We start from the raw sequence: 13,935 nt of genomic DNA, 5'->3' as shown, positions 1-13,935 counted from the left end.
TAATCAAACCCTCATTTCAACCTACAGCGCAGCCTCAATGTGTCGTGCCCAGTTCGGCATCATCCAGGAGCGCCTTGGCCATCGCGTTGAGGTAATGAGAAGCCCAGATCATCATCGGTTTCTCTTCCATCAGGCCGAGGATGGTCAACTCGCGCACATAGCCCACGAGTTCCGAGGCTTGTTCGCGGGCATCCTGGCAAGGAATGCCGGGTTCGATGCGGAAAAATGGGTGGGTCTGGTTTTCACCTTGGAAGAAGGTGGTCTTGCCGACGGTGCATTGAGTGTCGTCTGTCGTCATTGGTCAATCTCCCTGAAAACTTGCTTTGCCTGGCTGGCCTCTTCGCGGGACAAGCCCGCTGCTACAAGGGTTCGCGATTACCTGTAGGAGCGGGCTTGTTCCGCGAAAGGGCCAGACCAGCCATCACATCACCTGAGCCTTAGTGCAAGGTCCGAGGCCCAGAGGGATCTGCACCTGGATCAACGCCGATTCGAGCAAAGCCCGCAGCGCCTCCAGCTCGTGCATCGAGGCCATCATCAAGATCGACGCCGGTGACTTGGGTTGCAGCAGCAACGCCTGATGCACCACCGTCGTCGCGCAGAGCGCGTAGTCAGTGGCCTGGATCAGGGTGTCTTCGAGGGAATGAATATCGTGGGGTGGATCGGGGACTATTTTAAGCATGGTGTAACCTCGTCTGTATCCGAAGAGACCACCACGTCATCACTTGCATTTGATGGGTGGCGGCTACGTGCAGGTCTGTAAGATCCGCGCGGGCCAGTAAAGGTGACGTGGAGCGGCCGGCGCGGGAACTGACGGCGGATCTAGCCAGAGTGCAGGGGCTGCAGGTACGCTTCGAACGCTTTGAGGGATTGGGCCATGGACCTATGCTGCCCGCTTCGCTGGGTAAGGTGATTGGGGATATGTCACAGTAACCCTGTTCCTACCCCTTCGCGGCGGTTCGGCGCTCCGATAACTGTACATAAGAGAGTGGCAGTGTGATCAGGATGATTATGGGTTTGATACTTTGGGCCGCCACGATAGCCATGGTACTGACTGTAACGTTTACTCCGTTGGTGTTAGTCAGCCTGTTCATCCTGACGATGCTTGGAGGAGACGATAGCCTGGTAAATCCACTGGTTGGTTATGGAGTCTTACCTGCATCGATCATCATCACCCTGTACCTGATGTACCGCTATGGCCGGCGGATTGCCGATTTCCTGCAGTCCATCTCGTCGCCGTGACGCATAGTCCTGAAGCCCACAACGCATAAAACTGCCTAGGCCAGTAAAGGTCAACCTTTCACGCAGACCACTTGCCGCAGCGTGTGCACCACCTCCACCAGCTCGCTCTGCGCCCGCATCACCGCATCGATATCCTTGTACGCCATCGGAATCTCGTCGATCACGTCCTTGTCCTTGCGGCACTCCACATGCGCCGTCGCCCGCCGCTGGTCCTCCACGGTGAATCGGCTCTTGGCCTTGGTCCGGCTCATCACCCTGCCCGCCCCATGGCTGCAGGAGCAGAACGACTCCTCGTTGCCCAACCCCCGCACGATGAAGCTCCTGGCGCCCATGGAGCCAGGGATGATGCCCAGCTGCCCCTTCTGCGCCGACACCGCGCCCTTGCGCGTCACCAGCACCTCGCGGCCGAAATGCTGCTCACGCTGCACGTAGTTGTGGTGGCAGTTGACCGCCTCCAGGCTTGCCTCGAAAGGTTTGCCCAGGGCCTTGCGGGTGGCCGCGACCACCGCCTGCATCATCAATTCACGGTTGCGCCGGGCAAAATCCTGCGCCCACTCCACCGCCTCGACATAGTCGGCAAAATGACGGCTGCCCTCCTCGAAGTAGGCCAGGTCCTTGTCCGGCAGGTTGGCCAGGTGCTGGCGCATATCGGCCTGGGCCAGTTCGATGAACAGGTTGCCGATGGCATTGCCGACACCGCGCGAGCCGCTGTGCAGCATGAACCAGACCCGGTCGGCCTCGTCCAGGCACACCTCGATGAAGTGGTTGCCGCCGCCCAGGGTGCCCAGGTGGTGGCGGTTGTTGGTCTTTTCCAGGCGCGGGTACTTGTCGGTGATGGCCTTGAAACGCCCGGCGAGCTGGCCCCAGGCTTTGTCTGCGGTGCCCGGCACCTTGTCCCAGGCACCCTGGTCGCGTTTGCCGAAGGTCTTGCCGTGGGGCACCGCCTGCTCGATGGCGCTGCGCAGGCCGTGCAGGTTGTCCGGCAGGTCCCGCGCCCGCAGCGAAGTACGCGCGGCGATCATGCCGCAGCCGATGTCGACGCCCACTGCGGCGGGGATGATCGCGCCGACCGTGGGGATCACGCTGCCAATGGTCGAACCCTTGCCCAGGTGCACATCCGGCATCACCGCCAGGTGCTTGAAGATGAACGGCATCTTCGCCGTGTTGAGCAGTTGCCGGCGGGCGTCGTCTTCGACCGGCACGCCGTCGGTCCACAGTTTGACCGGCTTGCCGCCGGCGACCTGGAGAATGTCCATGGGGCTGTTCCTGTTGAGCCATGCCTGCATGATACCGCCGAAGGTCGTAGAACAGCGGCTTGCCAGCAAGGTGGCACAGTGCTGTATGCTTGGCCGGTCTTCAGGGCGGGGTGAAAGTCCCCACCGGCGGTAAATCGAAAGATGAGCCCGCGAGCGCCCCGGCCATGCCGGGGGTCAGCAGATCTGGTGCGACTCCAGAGCCGACGGTCATAGTCCGGATGAAAGAAGGCGTCAGGCAGGGGCCATTCGGGCGCCCCTGCGCGCGCATTTTGTTCGCCCCGAGACGTTCATCGATCAATCACGAGGAGCGTTTCATGTCCCCTTTGCTGCAAAAACAATTTCCCAATGTGTCCGCCGCCATCGCCGCCTTCCAGGCCGGGCGCCCCGTGCTGCTGCTCGACGATGACGACCGCGAGGACGAAGCCGACATCGTCGCCGCCGCCGAGAACCTGTCGCTGCAGACCATGGCCATGATGATCCGCGACTGCAGCGGTATCGTCTGCCTGTGCCTGGACGAAGCCACGGTCGATGCCCTGCAACTGGCGCCGATGGTGCCGAACAACCAGGCCCGCCACGGCACCGGCTTCACCGTCACCATCGAAGCGGCTGAGGGCGTGAGCACTGGCGTTTCCGCACAGGACCGCATCACCACCATCGAAGCGGCGCTGCGTTCGACCGCCGAGCAACGTCATATCGTCAGCCCGGGCCATGTATTCCCGCTGCGTGCACGTGATGGGGGTGTGCTGACCCGTCGCGGTCACACCGAAGGCTCGGTGGACCTGGCACGCCTGGCCGGTCTGCGCCCGGCGGCGGTGCTGTGCGAGCTGATGAACCCCGATGGCAGCATGGCACGGGGCGAACAGGTGGCGGTGTATGCACGGCAGTACAACCTGCCGGTGCTGACCATCGAAGAGCTGGCGCGGTGCCGTGAGGCCATGGTGGAACTGGAAGCCGAGCCTGCCTGATAGACCGTACGGGGCCGCTTCGCGGCCCATTCGCGGGGCAAGCCCGCTCCTACACCATACCTGTAGGAGCGGGCTTGTCCCGCGAAGAGGCCGGTAAAGCCAGCGGAAGTTTGCTCCCCTAGCCCCGCTCTGCTAACGTCGCGCGGTTCTGACCCGCCAACGAGACTGTCGCCATGGCCCGCAAAAAAGCCTCCATCGATTTCGAACAATCCCTCGCCGACCTGCAAGCCCTGGTCGAGCGCCTGGAGAACGGCGAACTGTCGCTGGAAGACTCGCTGGCCGCCTTCGAGCAAGGCATCGCCCTGACCCGTGATTGCCAAGGTGCCCTGGCCCAGGCCGAACAGAAAGTACAGATCCTGCTGGAACGTGACGGCGAACTCGCCGCACAGCCGTTCGATGCGGAGCCAGAAGCATGATCACCGCTTACCAGGCCAGCTGCCAGGCCCGTGTCGACGCTGCCCTCGAGCCCCTGTTCATCGCCCCGACCAAAGAGCTGGAACGCCTGTATGCCGCCATGCGCTACAGCGTGATGAACGGCGGCAAGCGCGTGCGCCCGCTACTCGCCTACGCTGCCTGCGAAGCCCTTGGCGCGCCGGCCGAGCAAGCCAACGGTGCCGCCTGTGCAGTGGAGCTCATCCACGCATATTCGCTGGTCCATGACGACCTGCCGGCCATGGACGACGACGATCTGCGCCGTGGCCAGCCAACTACCCACAAGGCCTTCGACGAAGCCTGCGCGATTCTCGCCGGTGACGGCTTGCAGAGCCTGGCGTTCAGCGCCCTGCTCGACCCACGCCTGAGCCCGCAGGCCGACAGCATCCGCTTGGCCATGGTCCAGGCCCTGGCCAAGGCGGCAGGCCCTGCAGGCATGGTCGGTGGCCAGGCCATCGACCTCGGCTCGGTCGGCCTGAAGCTGGACCAGCAGGCCCTGGAATTCATGCACCGGCACAAGACCGGCGCCCTGATCGAAGCCAGTGTGCGCCTGGGCGCCTTGGCCAGCGCCCGCGCCGAGCAGGCGCAGCTGGACGCCTTGCAGACTTATGCACAAGCCATCGGCCTGGCCTTCCAGGTGCAGGACGATATCCTCGACGTGGAAAGCGACACTGCCACCCTGGGCAAGCGCCAGGGTGCCGACATCGCCCGTGACAAACCGACCTACCCGGCCTTGCTGGGGCTGGAAGCCGCCAAGGCCTATGCCATCGAACTGCGCGACCAGGCGCTGTTCGCCCTGCAAGGCTTTGGTGAGAACGCCGAGCCGCTGCGGGCGTTGGCGCGCTATATCGTCGAACGCCGCCATTGATGAATGGGGGCCGTTTTGCGGCCCTTTGCGATACCCGTCTGAATGGGCAGTATTTCCCACAATGGGGTAAACTGCCGCGTCTTCACACACCTATAACGACTCGCCTGATGCCCACGACGTTTCAAGAGATCCCCCGCGAACGCCCGGTCACGCCGTTGCTCGACCGCGCTGACACGCCTGCCGGCCTGCGCCGGCTGGCCGAAGCCGACCTGGAGACCCTGGCCGACGAATTGCGCCAGGAGTTGCTCTACACCGTTGGTCAGACCGGTGGGCATTTCGGCGCCGGCCTGGGCGTCATCGAGCTGACGATCGCCCTGCACTACGTCTTCGACACCCCGGATGACCGGCTGGTGTGGGACGTCGGCCACCAGGCCTACCCGCACAAGATCCTCACCGGGCGCCGCAAGCGCATGCTCAGCCTGCGCCAGAAGGACGGCATCGCCGCCTTCCCGCGCCGCAGCGAGAGCGAGTACGACACCTTCGGCGTCGGCCACTCCAGCACCTCGATCAGCGCCGCGCTGGGCATGGCCATCGCCGCCCGCCTGCAGAACAGCGCACGCAAGTCGATCGCCGTGATCGGCGACGGCGCCCTCACTGCCGGCATGGCCTTCGAAGCGTTGAACCACGCCCAGGAAGTCAACGCCGACATGCTGGTGATCCTCAACGACAACGACATGTCGATTTCGCGCAATGTCGGCGGTTTGTCCAACTACCTGGCCAAGATCCTCTCCAGCCGCACCTACGCGAGCATGCGCGAGGGCAGCAAGAAGGTGCTGTCGCGACTGCCCGGTGCCTGGGAAATCGCCCGTCGCACCGAGGAATACGCCAAGGGCATGCTGGTGCCGGGCACGTTGTTCGAAGAGCTGGGCTGGAACTACATCGGCCCCATCGACGGCCACGACCTGCCGACCATGATCGCCACCCTGCGCAACATGCGTGATCTGAAGGGCCCGCAGTTCCTGCACGTGGTGACCAAGAAGGGCAAGGGCTTCGCCCCGGCCGAGGTCGATCCGATCGGCTACCACGCCATCACCAAGCTCGAACCCGCCGACAAGCCAGCTGCGCCGAAGAAGGTCAGCGGGCCGAAGTACTCTGCGGTGTTCGGCCAGTGGCTGTGCGACATGGCCGCCGCCGACAACCGCCTGGTGGGCATCACCCCGGCGATGAAGGAAGGCTCCGACCTGGTCGATTTCAGCGAGCGCTACCCCGAGCGCTACTTCGACGTCGCAATCGCCGAGCAGCACGCGGTGACCCTGGCCGCAGGCATGGCCTGCGAAGGCAGCAAGCCGGTGGTGGCGATCTACTCCACCTTCCTGCAGCGCGGCTACGACCAGCTGATCCACGACGTGGCGGTACAGAACCTCGATGTGCTGTTCGCCATCGACCGCGCCGGCCTGGTCGGTGAAGACGGCCCGACCCACGCCGGCGCCTATGACCTGTCGTACCTGCGCTGCATCCCCGGCATGCTGGTGATGACCCCGAGCGACGAGAACGAACTGCGCAAGATGCTCAGCACCGGCCACCTGTACAACGGCCCGGCAGCTGTGCGCTACCCGCGTGGTACCGGCCCGAACGCACCGATCAGTGGCGACCTCGAGCCGCTGGAGATCGGCAAGGGCGTGGTGCGCCGCCAGGGTGAGAACGTTGCCCTGCTGGTGTTCGGTGTGCAGTTGGCCGAGGCCCTGCAGGTTGCCGAACAGATCAACGCCACCGTGGTCGACATGCGGTTCGTCAAACCGCTGGACGGGGCCCTGGTACTGGAACTGGCTGCCAGTCACAAGCTGCTGGTGACCATCGAAGAGAACAGCATCATGGGTGGCGCCGGCGCGGCCGTGGGCGAGTTCCTGGCCCATGAGGGCGTGGTCAAGCCGCTGCTGCACCTGGGGCTGCCGGACATCTATGTCGAGCATGCCAAGCCTGCGCAGATGCTGGCCGAGTGCGGGCTGGATGCCGCTGGCATCGAGGCTTCCGTCAAAGCTCGTATGGCCAAGCTCGGCCTGTAAGACCCTTTCGCGGGACAAGCCCGCTCCCACAAGGATCTCCACAGTTATTGAACACTGTGCAATCGCTGTGGGAGCGGGCTTGCCCCGCGAATGCTATGGAACTGCCCATGAAAAAGTCTGCCTGTGCCGCGCTACTCTGCGCCCCCACCTTCCTGCTGGCCGCCGAGCGCGACGACGCCCTCAAGCTCCCCGACATGCTTATCAGCGCCAACCGCCAGGTCGAATCGCGTACCGCCACCAGCGCCGCCAACACCGTCTTCACCCGCGCCGACATCGACCGCCTGCAACCCAGCAGCGTCACCGACCTGCTCACCCGCGTGCCCGGCGTGCAGGTCGCGCCTACCGGAGGCCGTGGCAGCCTGCCGGGCATCTTCATCCGTGGCACCAAGGCCGCCCAGAGCCTGGTGCTGGTCGATGGCGTGCGCATCGCCAATGCCACCTCCGGCGACAGTGGCTTGCAGTTTCTCGATGTCGACCAGATCGAACGCGTCGAAGTGCTGCGCGGCTCGCGCTCGGCGGTGTATGGCAGCGATGCCATTGGCGGGGTAATCCAGATCTTCACCCGCCGCAGCAGCGGCCCCGGCCTGCAACCACGCCTGCGCCTGGCAGCGGGCAGCAACCAGACGTTCCAGCGCAGCCTGGGGCTGGCCGGCGGTGACGATGCCACCCGTTTCAACCTTGGCGCCAGCCTCGATGAAACCGCTGGCATCGACTCGACCGGCCCATCATTTGCCAGCGACGGCGACCACGACGCCTACCGCAACCAGTCGCTCAACCTGAGCCTGAGCCATACCTTCGACGAGCGCTTCGAAGCTGGCCTGAACCTGCTCGACAGCCGTGGCCGCAGCGAATACGACAACCCGTTCGGCCGCTTCGACCCGGTCACCTTCCAGAGTTTCGGGCAAAAGCCCTACACCGATTTCAGCGTCAGCAGCCTGGGCAGCTATCTTGACGCTCAGCTCAACGATGTCTGGCATTCGCGCCTGGAGCTTGCCCACAGCGAAAACCGTGACGACAAGCGTGACAAGCTCAGCGACGAGCGTTTCGTGTTCAACACCTACCGCGACCAGGTCACCTGGCAGAACGACCTGAAGCTGGCCGAGCGGCACAATCTGCTGCTGGGCGGTGACTGGTACGAAGACCGCGTGCACGGCAGCACCGACTTTACCGAAGACAGCCGCTGGAACCGTGCGGCCTTCATCCAGCACCGCTACAGCGGTGAAAACTTCTCCACCGAGCTGGGTGTACGGCACGACGAGAACCAGCAGTTCGGCGGCCAGACCACCTGGAGCGGCAGCCTCACCGTGCCGCTGAATGCCCGCAATGACCTGCTGCTGTCCTACAGCGAAGGCTTCCGCGCCCCAACGTTCAACGACCTGTACTACCCGCAGTTCAGCAACCCGGACCTCAAGCCCGAGCGTTCGAAGAGCTATGAAGTGCAGTGGCGCAGCCAGCTGACCCACGACAGCCGCCTGGAGACCTCGCTGTACCGCACCGACCTGCGCGATGCGATCATCTTCGGCCAGGACTCGATTCCGCAAAACGTCGCTTCGGCGCGTATCAACGGCCTGGAAATGGCACTGGTCCAGCAATGGGGCGAATGGCGCAGCCAGCTTGGCCTGGCGCTGATCGACCCACGCGACCGCGACAGTGGCCATACCCTCGCCCGCCGTGCCCGCCGCACCCTGAGCCTGGACTTGGATCGCCAATTCGAACGTTTCAATGTGGGCGCCAGCTGGCAGGCCGTGAGCGCCAGCTACGATGACGAAGCCAACCGCAATCGACTCGGCGGCTATGGCTTGCTGGGCCTGCGCGCAGGCTGGCTGGCAACCGAGGAACTGAAACTGGAAGTGAAGCTGGATAACCTGCTGGACAAGGACTACAGCCGGGCGCTGTACAGCTTTGACGGGGCCAGCTACGGCTACCGCGAAGAAGGCCGCACTGCGCTGTTCAGCGTCACCTGGACGCCGGCACTCTAGCCGCCAGCAGCGCGCACAAGCGGGCGGTGGCTTCGATCATCTGCCCGCTGGGCCGCTCCAGGCCCTTGTCCGGCACTACCAGCAAGCCCTCGCCGGCCACCGCGCTCAACCGTGGCCAAGCCTTCCAGCTCGCCAGCTGCGCCTCATCACCCGCCAGGATCACCTGTGGGTCACGCATCAGCACCGACTCGACATTTACCTGCGGTGCCGGCTGACTCAACTCGGCAAAGACATTACGCGCCCCGCACACCGCCAGGGCATCGCTGACCACCTGCCGCCCGCCCAGGGTGTACAGCGGCCGGTCCCACACCTGGTAGAACACCCGCAGCGGCTGCTCGCGCCGGTACTGCTGGCGCAGCTGCTGCAGGCGCTCGCGCAACGCCTGCACGTAGGGCCTGCCTTGTTCGCCCCGCCCGACGCGCACGGCAATGGCCTCGATCTGCTCGAGCAGCTGATTCAGGTCGTGGGGTTCGGCGCTGTAGGTGGCAATGCCCAGGCGCTTGAGCTGGTCGCGCTGGGCCGGCGCCACGCTGCCGGGCCAGAGCAGCAGCAGGTCGGGCTTTAGGCTGAGCAGGGTTTCCATGTCCAGCTGGCCCTGGCGCCCCACCGAAGGCAGCCGTTGCAGCGCCCGCGGTCGCTCGCCGCCGTCGAGCACGCCCACCAGCAGGTCATCGGCGTGCAGTTCGAGCATGATTTCGCTCATCGACGGCGCGAGGCTGACCACGCGCAGAGGCTCGCCGGCCCTTGCGCCAAGGGCCAGCAATGCCAGCAGGCAAAGCAGGACGCGCATCAGCCCAGCTGACGCGGAATGTGGTAGAGGTAAAGCAGCACCACGGTGGACAGTGCGAGGAGGAACTGCGGCACCGCCTCCAGCCCGAGCAGCACCGACAGCGCGGCGACCCAGGCCGGGAAGCAGGCGAACAGCATGGCCATGCGCCGCACCCGCGCCAAGGTGATCCAGGCGGCGGGCTCTTCAGCCGTGCCCAGCACCTTAGAGGTGGCGATCAGTGCCCGCTTGTAGGCGCCGAAGCGCGGCAGGCTGAGGAACATGGTCGCGGCACCGGCGATGAACAGTGGCATCGCCAGCACCGGGATCAGCGCATCGCCACCGCCAAAGGCCCAGGCCATGACCGGCAGCGGCACCAGGCCGACCGCCAGGTACTGCCACCAGGCCAGCGCCAGGCGCCGCTTGACCTCACCGCGGGTCACGCCTGGGGCACCTCGCCCTGGTGTTCGTTACCCAGCATGTGACCGAGCTTGCCGGCCTTGGTCGCCAAGTAGTAACGGTTGTGCGGGTTGTGCCCGGTGTGCAGCGGCACGCGCTCGGCGACCTTGATGTTCATGTCGGTCAGCGCCTTGACCTTGCGCGGGTTGTTGGTCATCAGGCGCAGCGCTTTCACACCCAGGTGCTCAAGCATCGGCAGGCACATGGCGTAGTCGCGCTGGTCGGCGGCAAAGCCCAGGCGCTCGTTGGCCTCGACAGTGTCGGCACCACCATCCTGCAGCTCATAGGCGCGGATCTTGTTCAAAAGGCCGATGCCGCGGCCTTCCTGACGCAGGTACAGCAACACGCCACGGCCTTCGCGAGCGATGGCCTGGAGCGCGGCTTCCAGCTGCGAACCACAGTCGCAGCGCTGGCTGAACAGGGCATCGCCGGTCAGGCACTCGGAGTGCAGACGCCCCAGCACCGGCTCGCCGTCGGCGATATCACCCAGGCTGAGCACCACGTGCTCACGGCCAGTGGCTTCGTCGAGGAAGCCATGCATGGTGAAGATCGCAAAGGGAGTCGGGAGTTTCGAGGCGGCAACAAAGACGACGGGCACGTTGTGCTCCTGGATAAAGTAGGAAATTTCTCGTGAGCCGATTGTATCAGCAGGTCGCCGCGTGTGCGCTCGTTGAATACCGTGGCTTAAGATCGAAAAGTTCGATGCTTAGTCATACGGCCCTACTGCGGTTTGCTGTCCGGGGTGAAGGGATAGGGCTGCTTCCAGTGCTCGAAGATCGGCTTCAGCTCGCCGTTGTGCACCAGCTCGGCCATGCGTTTGTCGAACAGGTCGCACAGGGCTTTGGCGTGCTCGTTCCTGGAGAACGCCAGGTACAGCGGCAGCTCGGCCACATGGCTACTGCGAAAACGCTCCGGCTGCGAAGCCTGCCCGAGCACATAGTCGACTTCGGTCTGCGCATCGATGTAGAAATCCACCCGCTCATGCTCGAGCATCGGCAGGATGCCTTCACGACGCTGGATTTCCCGGAAGTTGTGCACGTTGGGCAGGTAACTGCCGTAGTCATAGCCGCGCACCCAGGCCAGGCGGTACTGGCCGACGGTGGCCAAGGTCGGCACCGGCTTGCTGGCCAGGCCCAGGGCATAGATGTGGTCCATGTCGAAATGCCAGCGCGGATACAGGTTGTCGTCGTTTTCTTCCTTGTACGACCCGACCCAGGCATCGGCCTCGCCACGCTTGACCAGGCCAACCGCGCGGCTGTAAGGCGCACTCTGGGTCACAACCTTGACACCGGCAGGCTCGAACACTTTGCGCAGTACATCCCAGGCCACGCCGCTGCCATCGGCATTGGTGTAGTCGATCCACTCTTCGCTGACCAAGTGAATCTGCTTTGGTAGCGCATCGGCCGCCATCGCCCAAGGGGCAAGGCTCAGCATCATTGCCAGCAGCACAGTCCTTATGGCCATCGAAACGCTCCCCGCTCTTCAGCCTACCGCCCACACCAGTATCTGCATGCCCAGCCAGGCGAAAACACCGGCCAGGATATCGTCGAGCATGATGCCGACACCCCCGTGCACATGGCGGTCGATCCAGCGGATCGGCCATGGCTTGAGAATGTCGAAGAAGCGGAACATCAGGAACCCGGCGAGGATCCACTGCCACCCTTCCGGCACCAGCCAGAGGGTGATCCACATGCCGACCATCTCGTCCCAGACAATGCCTTCATGGTCGTGCACACGCAAGTCATTCGCAACTTTGCCGCACAGCCAGAAGCCGAACAGCATCATCACGCCCAGCAGCAGCCAGTAGCCCCAGTCGGGCAGCATCTGCCACAGCGGGATGAACGGGATCGCTACCATCGACCCCCAGGTGCCAGGGGCCTTGGGCAGGGTGCCGGAGCCGAAGCCAAAGGCGATGAAGTGCCACGGGTTGCGCCAGACCGATGGCGGAACGAACTCCGCAGGCACCTGGTTGGGGTGGTCGGTCACGGTGTCTCCCTAAAGTGTTGATAGCCCCGTTGAACCGGGGTGATGTCCTGGCCCTGCGAATCGCGAAGGGTCACGCCCTGGCCTTCGAGCACCCGGCCGATAACGTGCACCTCGGCAAAACCGAGGTCGGTCAGCGCGGCGAGCGCTGCAGGCGGCAGGGTGAAGGCCAGTACGTAGTCGTCGCCACCGGTCAGCGCTGCCAGCCGTGCCTCATCATGGCCAAGGAAGGCTTCCAATGCAGGAGACACTGGCACCTGCGCCAGGTTCACCTCGAGTGCAACCCCGGACGCCTTGGCAATATGCCCACAGTCGGCGAGCAGGCCATCGGAAATGTCCAACGCCGCCGTGGCCCGGCCGCGCAGCAGCTGGCCCAGGTTGAGCTGAGGCATCGGCGACCAGTAGTGGTTGAGCAGCGGTTCGGCGAGTTCCGCCGGCGCCTCGCGCTCCCCCAGCACCAGTGGCAACGCCCCTGCCGCCTTGCCCAGCGAACCGCCAACGCACAGCAGGTCGCCCGGCCGTGCACCGCTGCGGCGCAACGCCTGGCCGGCCGGCACACGGCCGAACACGGTAACGGTGATGCTCAGCGGGCCACGGGTGGTATCCCCACCGATCAGGCTCATGCGGCAGCGGTGGGCCATTCGGCTGAGGCCGTCGGCATAGGCCGCCAGCCAGTCGGGGCCGACATCAGGCAGGGTCAGGGCAAGGGTGAAGCCGATCGCCGTTGCGCCCATGGCCGCCAGGTCACTGGCCGCCACGGCCAACGAGCGCTGGCCAAGCAGCAGCGGATCGCAGACAGCGGGGAAATGCACCCCGGCGACCAGGGTGTCGGTCGACACCGCCAGTTGTTCACCGGGTGGAAGGTCCAGCAGGGCACAGTCGTCGCCGATACCCAGGGCCACGCCCTCGCCACCCTGCGCACAAGGCGCGGCGGCGAAGTAATGGTTGATCAGCTCGAACTCACCCATGGGCAGGCAGCGCCAGGATCAGCGCTTGTTCGCCTTGACTTCTGCTTCACGCAGGGCCGGGGCAAGCTTGTCCAGCACACCGTTGACGAACTTGTGGCCGTCGGTGGCACCGAAGACCTTGGCCAGTTCCACGCCTTCGTTGATCACCACGCGGTACGGTACGTCGACGCGTTTGATCAGTTCCCAGGTGGACAGGCGCAGTACGGCCAGCTCGACCGGATCGAGCTCTTCCAGGGCGATGGTCATGCAAGGCACCAGCGCCTTGTCGATTTCGCCCTTGATCGCCGGGACCCCGTGGAGGATCTCGCGGAAATAGGCACCGTCGACATCGGTGAAATCGTTATCGACCCGGAACTGCGCTTCGATCTCGTTCAGCGAATGCTGGGCCATGTGCCACTGGTACAGGGCCTGGGTCGCGAGCTTGCGGGCTTCGCGGCGCTTGGCGCTCTTCGATGGCTTGCCGGCATCCGCAGGTTTTGGATCGCGCGGGTTGAAACGATCGCTTTCGTCGCTAATCACTTGGCCTCCAACTGCGCCAGCAGGCTGACCATTTCCAGAGCGGACAGGGCAGCTTCACCGCCTTTGTTGCCAGCCTTGGTGCCGGAGCGCTCGATGGCTTGCTCGATGGAGTCGACGGTCAGAACGCCGAAGGCCACCGGTACGCCGAACTCCATGGACACCTGGGCCAGGCCCTTGGTGCATTCGCCCGCCACGTATTCGAAGTGCGGGGTACCGCCACGGATCACTGCGCCCAGGGCGATGATCGCGTCGTAGACGCCTTGCTGGGCGACTTTCTGTGCCACCAGCGGGATTTCGAACGCGCCCGGGGCACGGATGATGGTGATGTCGCTTTCGCTGACACCGTGGCGTACCAGGGTATCAACGGCGCCGCTTACCAGGCTTTCGACGACGAAGCTGTTGAAGCGGCCAACCACCAAAGCATAGCGACCTTTGGGGGCGATGAAGGTACCTTCGATGGTCTTCAGGGTCATTCCGATATTCTCATCTTCAAGAGCG

General features: G+C 64.4%; 16 protein-coding genes, 2 pseudogenes and 1 riboswitch. Of the genes and pseudogenes, 7 read left to right on the top strand and 11 right to left on the bottom strand.

The features are described from left to right. Positions 1-34: 34 nt before the first annotated feature. A complete protein-coding gene (locus C2H86_RS14895) occupies positions 35-298 on the bottom strand; it encodes a DUF3077 domain-containing protein (RefSeq protein ID WP_159408723.1) in 264 nt (87 codons plus the stop codon). Between the two features lie 139 nt (positions 299-437). Then, positions 438-679 (bottom strand): annotated as a pseudogene (locus C2H86_RS14890) (hypothetical protein). A gap of 110 nt (positions 680-789) precedes the next feature. Here C2H86_RS14890 and C2H86_RS28365 point away from each other — a divergent pair. Together C2H86_RS28365 and C2H86_RS14885 are read left to right on the top strand one after the other, a co-directional pair. Then, positions 790-930 (top strand): annotated as a pseudogene (locus C2H86_RS28365) (alpha/beta hydrolase); the annotation flags it as partial. A gap of 78 nt (positions 931-1,008) precedes the next feature. Next, complete coding sequence (locus C2H86_RS14885; RefSeq protein WP_163985972.1) at positions 1,009-1,239, top strand: hypothetical protein; 231 nt, start codon at positions 1,009-1,011, stop codon at positions 1,237-1,239. A 50-nt stretch (positions 1,240-1,289) separates the two neighbouring features. Here C2H86_RS14885 and C2H86_RS14880 read toward each other — a convergent pair whose 3' ends face one another. Then, positions 1,290-2,495 carry an RtcB family protein gene (locus tag C2H86_RS14880; protein ID WP_159408720.1) on the bottom strand — a complete coding sequence of 402 codons (1,206 nt, stop codon included), beginning with the start codon at positions 2,493-2,495 and terminating at the stop codon, positions 1,290-1,292. A gap of 92 nt (positions 2,496-2,587) precedes the next feature. Continuing rightward, positions 2,588-2,729, top strand: a riboswitch (FMN riboswitch). Positions 2,730-2,809: 80 nt separating this feature from the next. Between C2H86_RS14880 and ribB the strand changes: the two genes are divergently transcribed. The 5 genes from ribB to C2H86_RS14855 all read left to right on the top strand — a co-directional run bounded on the left by ribB (position 2,810) and on the right by C2H86_RS14855 (position 8,742). Then, positions 2,810-3,460 carry a 3,4-dihydroxy-2-butanone-4-phosphate synthase gene (gene ribB / locus C2H86_RS14875; protein ID WP_159408719.1) on the top strand — a complete coding sequence of 217 codons (651 nt, stop codon included), beginning with the start codon at positions 2,810-2,812 and terminating at the stop codon, positions 3,458-3,460. A gap of 173 nt (positions 3,461-3,633) precedes the next feature. Further along, entirely contained in the window at positions 3,634-3,876 is a 243-nt protein-coding gene (locus C2H86_RS14870; RefSeq protein WP_008092375.1) for an exodeoxyribonuclease VII small subunit, read from the top strand. Further along, positions 3,873-4,760 (top strand): (2E,6E)-farnesyl diphosphate synthase, encoded by an 888-nt coding sequence (gene ispA / locus C2H86_RS14865; RefSeq protein WP_159408718.1) that lies wholly within the window; start codon positions 3,873-3,875, stop codon positions 4,758-4,760. Before C2H86_RS14870 ends, ispA begins: the two co-directional genes overlap by 4 nt. A 107-nt stretch (positions 4,761-4,867) precedes the next feature. Then, a complete protein-coding gene (gene dxs / locus C2H86_RS14860; protein WP_159408717.1) occupies positions 4,868-6,763 on the top strand; it encodes a 1-deoxy-D-xylulose-5-phosphate synthase in 1,896 nt (631 codons plus the stop codon). Between the two features lie 107 nt (positions 6,764-6,870). Beyond that, positions 6,871-8,742, top strand: a complete 1,872-nt coding sequence (locus tag C2H86_RS14855; protein WP_159408716.1) for a TonB-dependent receptor domain-containing protein — start codon at positions 6,871-6,873, stop codon at positions 8,740-8,742. Here the strand turns inward: C2H86_RS14855 and C2H86_RS14850 are convergent. The 8 genes from C2H86_RS14850 to ribH form a co-directional block, all read right to left on the bottom strand. Continuing rightward, positions 8,720-9,532 (bottom strand): cobalamin-binding protein, encoded by an 813-nt coding sequence (locus C2H86_RS14850; RefSeq protein WP_159408715.1) that lies wholly within the window; start codon positions 9,530-9,532, stop codon positions 8,720-8,722. The two genes, C2H86_RS14855 and C2H86_RS14850, sit on opposite strands and share 23 nt — an antisense overlap. After that, complete coding sequence (locus tag C2H86_RS14845) at positions 9,532-9,951, bottom strand: MFS transporter (protein ID WP_159408714.1); 420 nt, start codon at positions 9,949-9,951, stop codon at positions 9,532-9,534. The genes C2H86_RS14850 and C2H86_RS14845 overlap by 1 nt, the downstream gene beginning before the upstream one ends. Continuing rightward, the gene (gene ribA, locus C2H86_RS14840; RefSeq protein ID WP_103448799.1) at positions 9,948-10,565 is read right to left on the bottom strand and encodes a GTP cyclohydrolase II; all 618 of its coding nucleotides are present in this window, start codon (positions 10,563-10,565) and stop codon (positions 9,948-9,950) included. The genes C2H86_RS14845 and ribA overlap by 4 nt, the downstream gene beginning before the upstream one ends. A gap of 122 nt (positions 10,566-10,687) precedes the next feature. Beyond that, positions 10,688-11,431: a substrate-binding periplasmic protein gene (locus C2H86_RS14835; RefSeq protein WP_159408713.1), complete on the bottom strand. Its 744-nt coding sequence runs from the start codon at positions 11,429-11,431 to the stop codon at positions 10,688-10,690. Positions 11,432-11,449: 18 nt separating this feature from the next. Beyond that, positions 11,450-11,953 (bottom strand): phosphatidylglycerophosphatase A family protein, encoded by a 504-nt coding sequence (locus C2H86_RS14830; protein WP_027917812.1) that lies wholly within the window; start codon positions 11,951-11,953, stop codon positions 11,450-11,452. After that, on the bottom strand, positions 11,950-12,918 hold the full coding sequence (gene thiL / locus C2H86_RS14825) for a thiamine-phosphate kinase (RefSeq protein WP_159408712.1): 969 nt from the start codon (positions 12,916-12,918) through the stop codon (positions 11,950-11,952). Before thiL ends, C2H86_RS14830 begins: the two co-directional genes overlap by 4 nt. A gap of 18 nt (positions 12,919-12,936) precedes the next feature. Beyond that, positions 12,937-13,437 carry a transcription antitermination factor NusB gene (nusB, locus tag C2H86_RS14820; RefSeq protein WP_003255393.1) on the bottom strand — a complete coding sequence of 167 codons (501 nt, stop codon included), beginning with the start codon at positions 13,435-13,437 and terminating at the stop codon, positions 12,937-12,939. Then, complete coding sequence (ribH, locus tag C2H86_RS14815; protein ID WP_159408711.1) at positions 13,434-13,910, bottom strand: 6,7-dimethyl-8-ribityllumazine synthase; 477 nt, start codon at positions 13,908-13,910, stop codon at positions 13,434-13,436. Before ribH ends, nusB begins: the two co-directional genes overlap by 4 nt. Positions 13,911-13,935: the final 25 nt, after the last annotated feature.

This window comes from Pseudomonas putida (assembly GCF_009883635.2).
Classification (GTDB): domain Bacteria; phylum Pseudomonadota; class Gammaproteobacteria; order Pseudomonadales; family Pseudomonadaceae; genus Aquipseudomonas; species Aquipseudomonas putida_W.
Note: the sequence above shows the minus strand (reverse complement) of the source record. Positions and strands in the feature narration are given on the sequence as shown.

Excerpts from the sequence above, each read along its gene's own strand:
- C2H86_RS14895 (WP_159408723.1), bottom strand. The coding sequence starts at position 298 with ATGACGACAGACGACACTCAATGCACCGTCGGCAAGACCACCTTCTTC.
- C2H86_RS14885 (WP_163985972.1), top strand. The coding sequence starts at position 1,009 with ATGGGTTTGATACTTTGGGCCGCCACGATAGCCATGGTACTGACTGTA.
- C2H86_RS14880 (WP_159408720.1), bottom strand. The coding sequence starts at position 2,495 with ATGGACATTCTCCAGGTCGCCGGCGGCAAGCCGGTCAAACTGTGGACC.
- ribB (WP_159408719.1), top strand. The coding sequence starts at position 2,810 with ATGTCCCCTTTGCTGCAAAAACAATTTCCCAATGTGTCCGCCGCCATC.
- C2H86_RS14870 (WP_008092375.1), top strand. The coding sequence starts at position 3,634 with ATGGCCCGCAAAAAAGCCTCCATCGATTTCGAACAATCCCTCGCCGAC.
- ispA (WP_159408718.1), top strand. The coding sequence starts at position 3,873 with ATGATCACCGCTTACCAGGCCAGCTGCCAGGCCCGTGTCGACGCTGCC.
- dxs (WP_159408717.1), top strand. The coding sequence starts at position 4,868 with ATGCCCACGACGTTTCAAGAGATCCCCCGCGAACGCCCGGTCACGCCG.
- C2H86_RS14855 (WP_159408716.1), top strand. The coding sequence starts at position 6,871 with ATGAAAAAGTCTGCCTGTGCCGCGCTACTCTGCGCCCCCACCTTCCTG.
- C2H86_RS14850 (WP_159408715.1), bottom strand. The coding sequence starts at position 9,532 with ATGCGCGTCCTGCTTTGCCTGCTGGCATTGCTGGCCCTTGGCGCAAGG.
- C2H86_RS14835 (WP_159408713.1), bottom strand. The coding sequence starts at position 11,431 with ATGGCCATAAGGACTGTGCTGCTGGCAATGATGCTGAGCCTTGCCCCT.
- thiL (WP_159408712.1), bottom strand. The coding sequence starts at position 12,918 with ATGGGTGAGTTCGAGCTGATCAACCATTACTTCGCCGCCGCGCCTTGT.
- ribH (WP_159408711.1), bottom strand. The coding sequence starts at position 13,910 with ATGACCCTGAAGACCATCGAAGGTACCTTCATCGCCCCCAAAGGTCGC.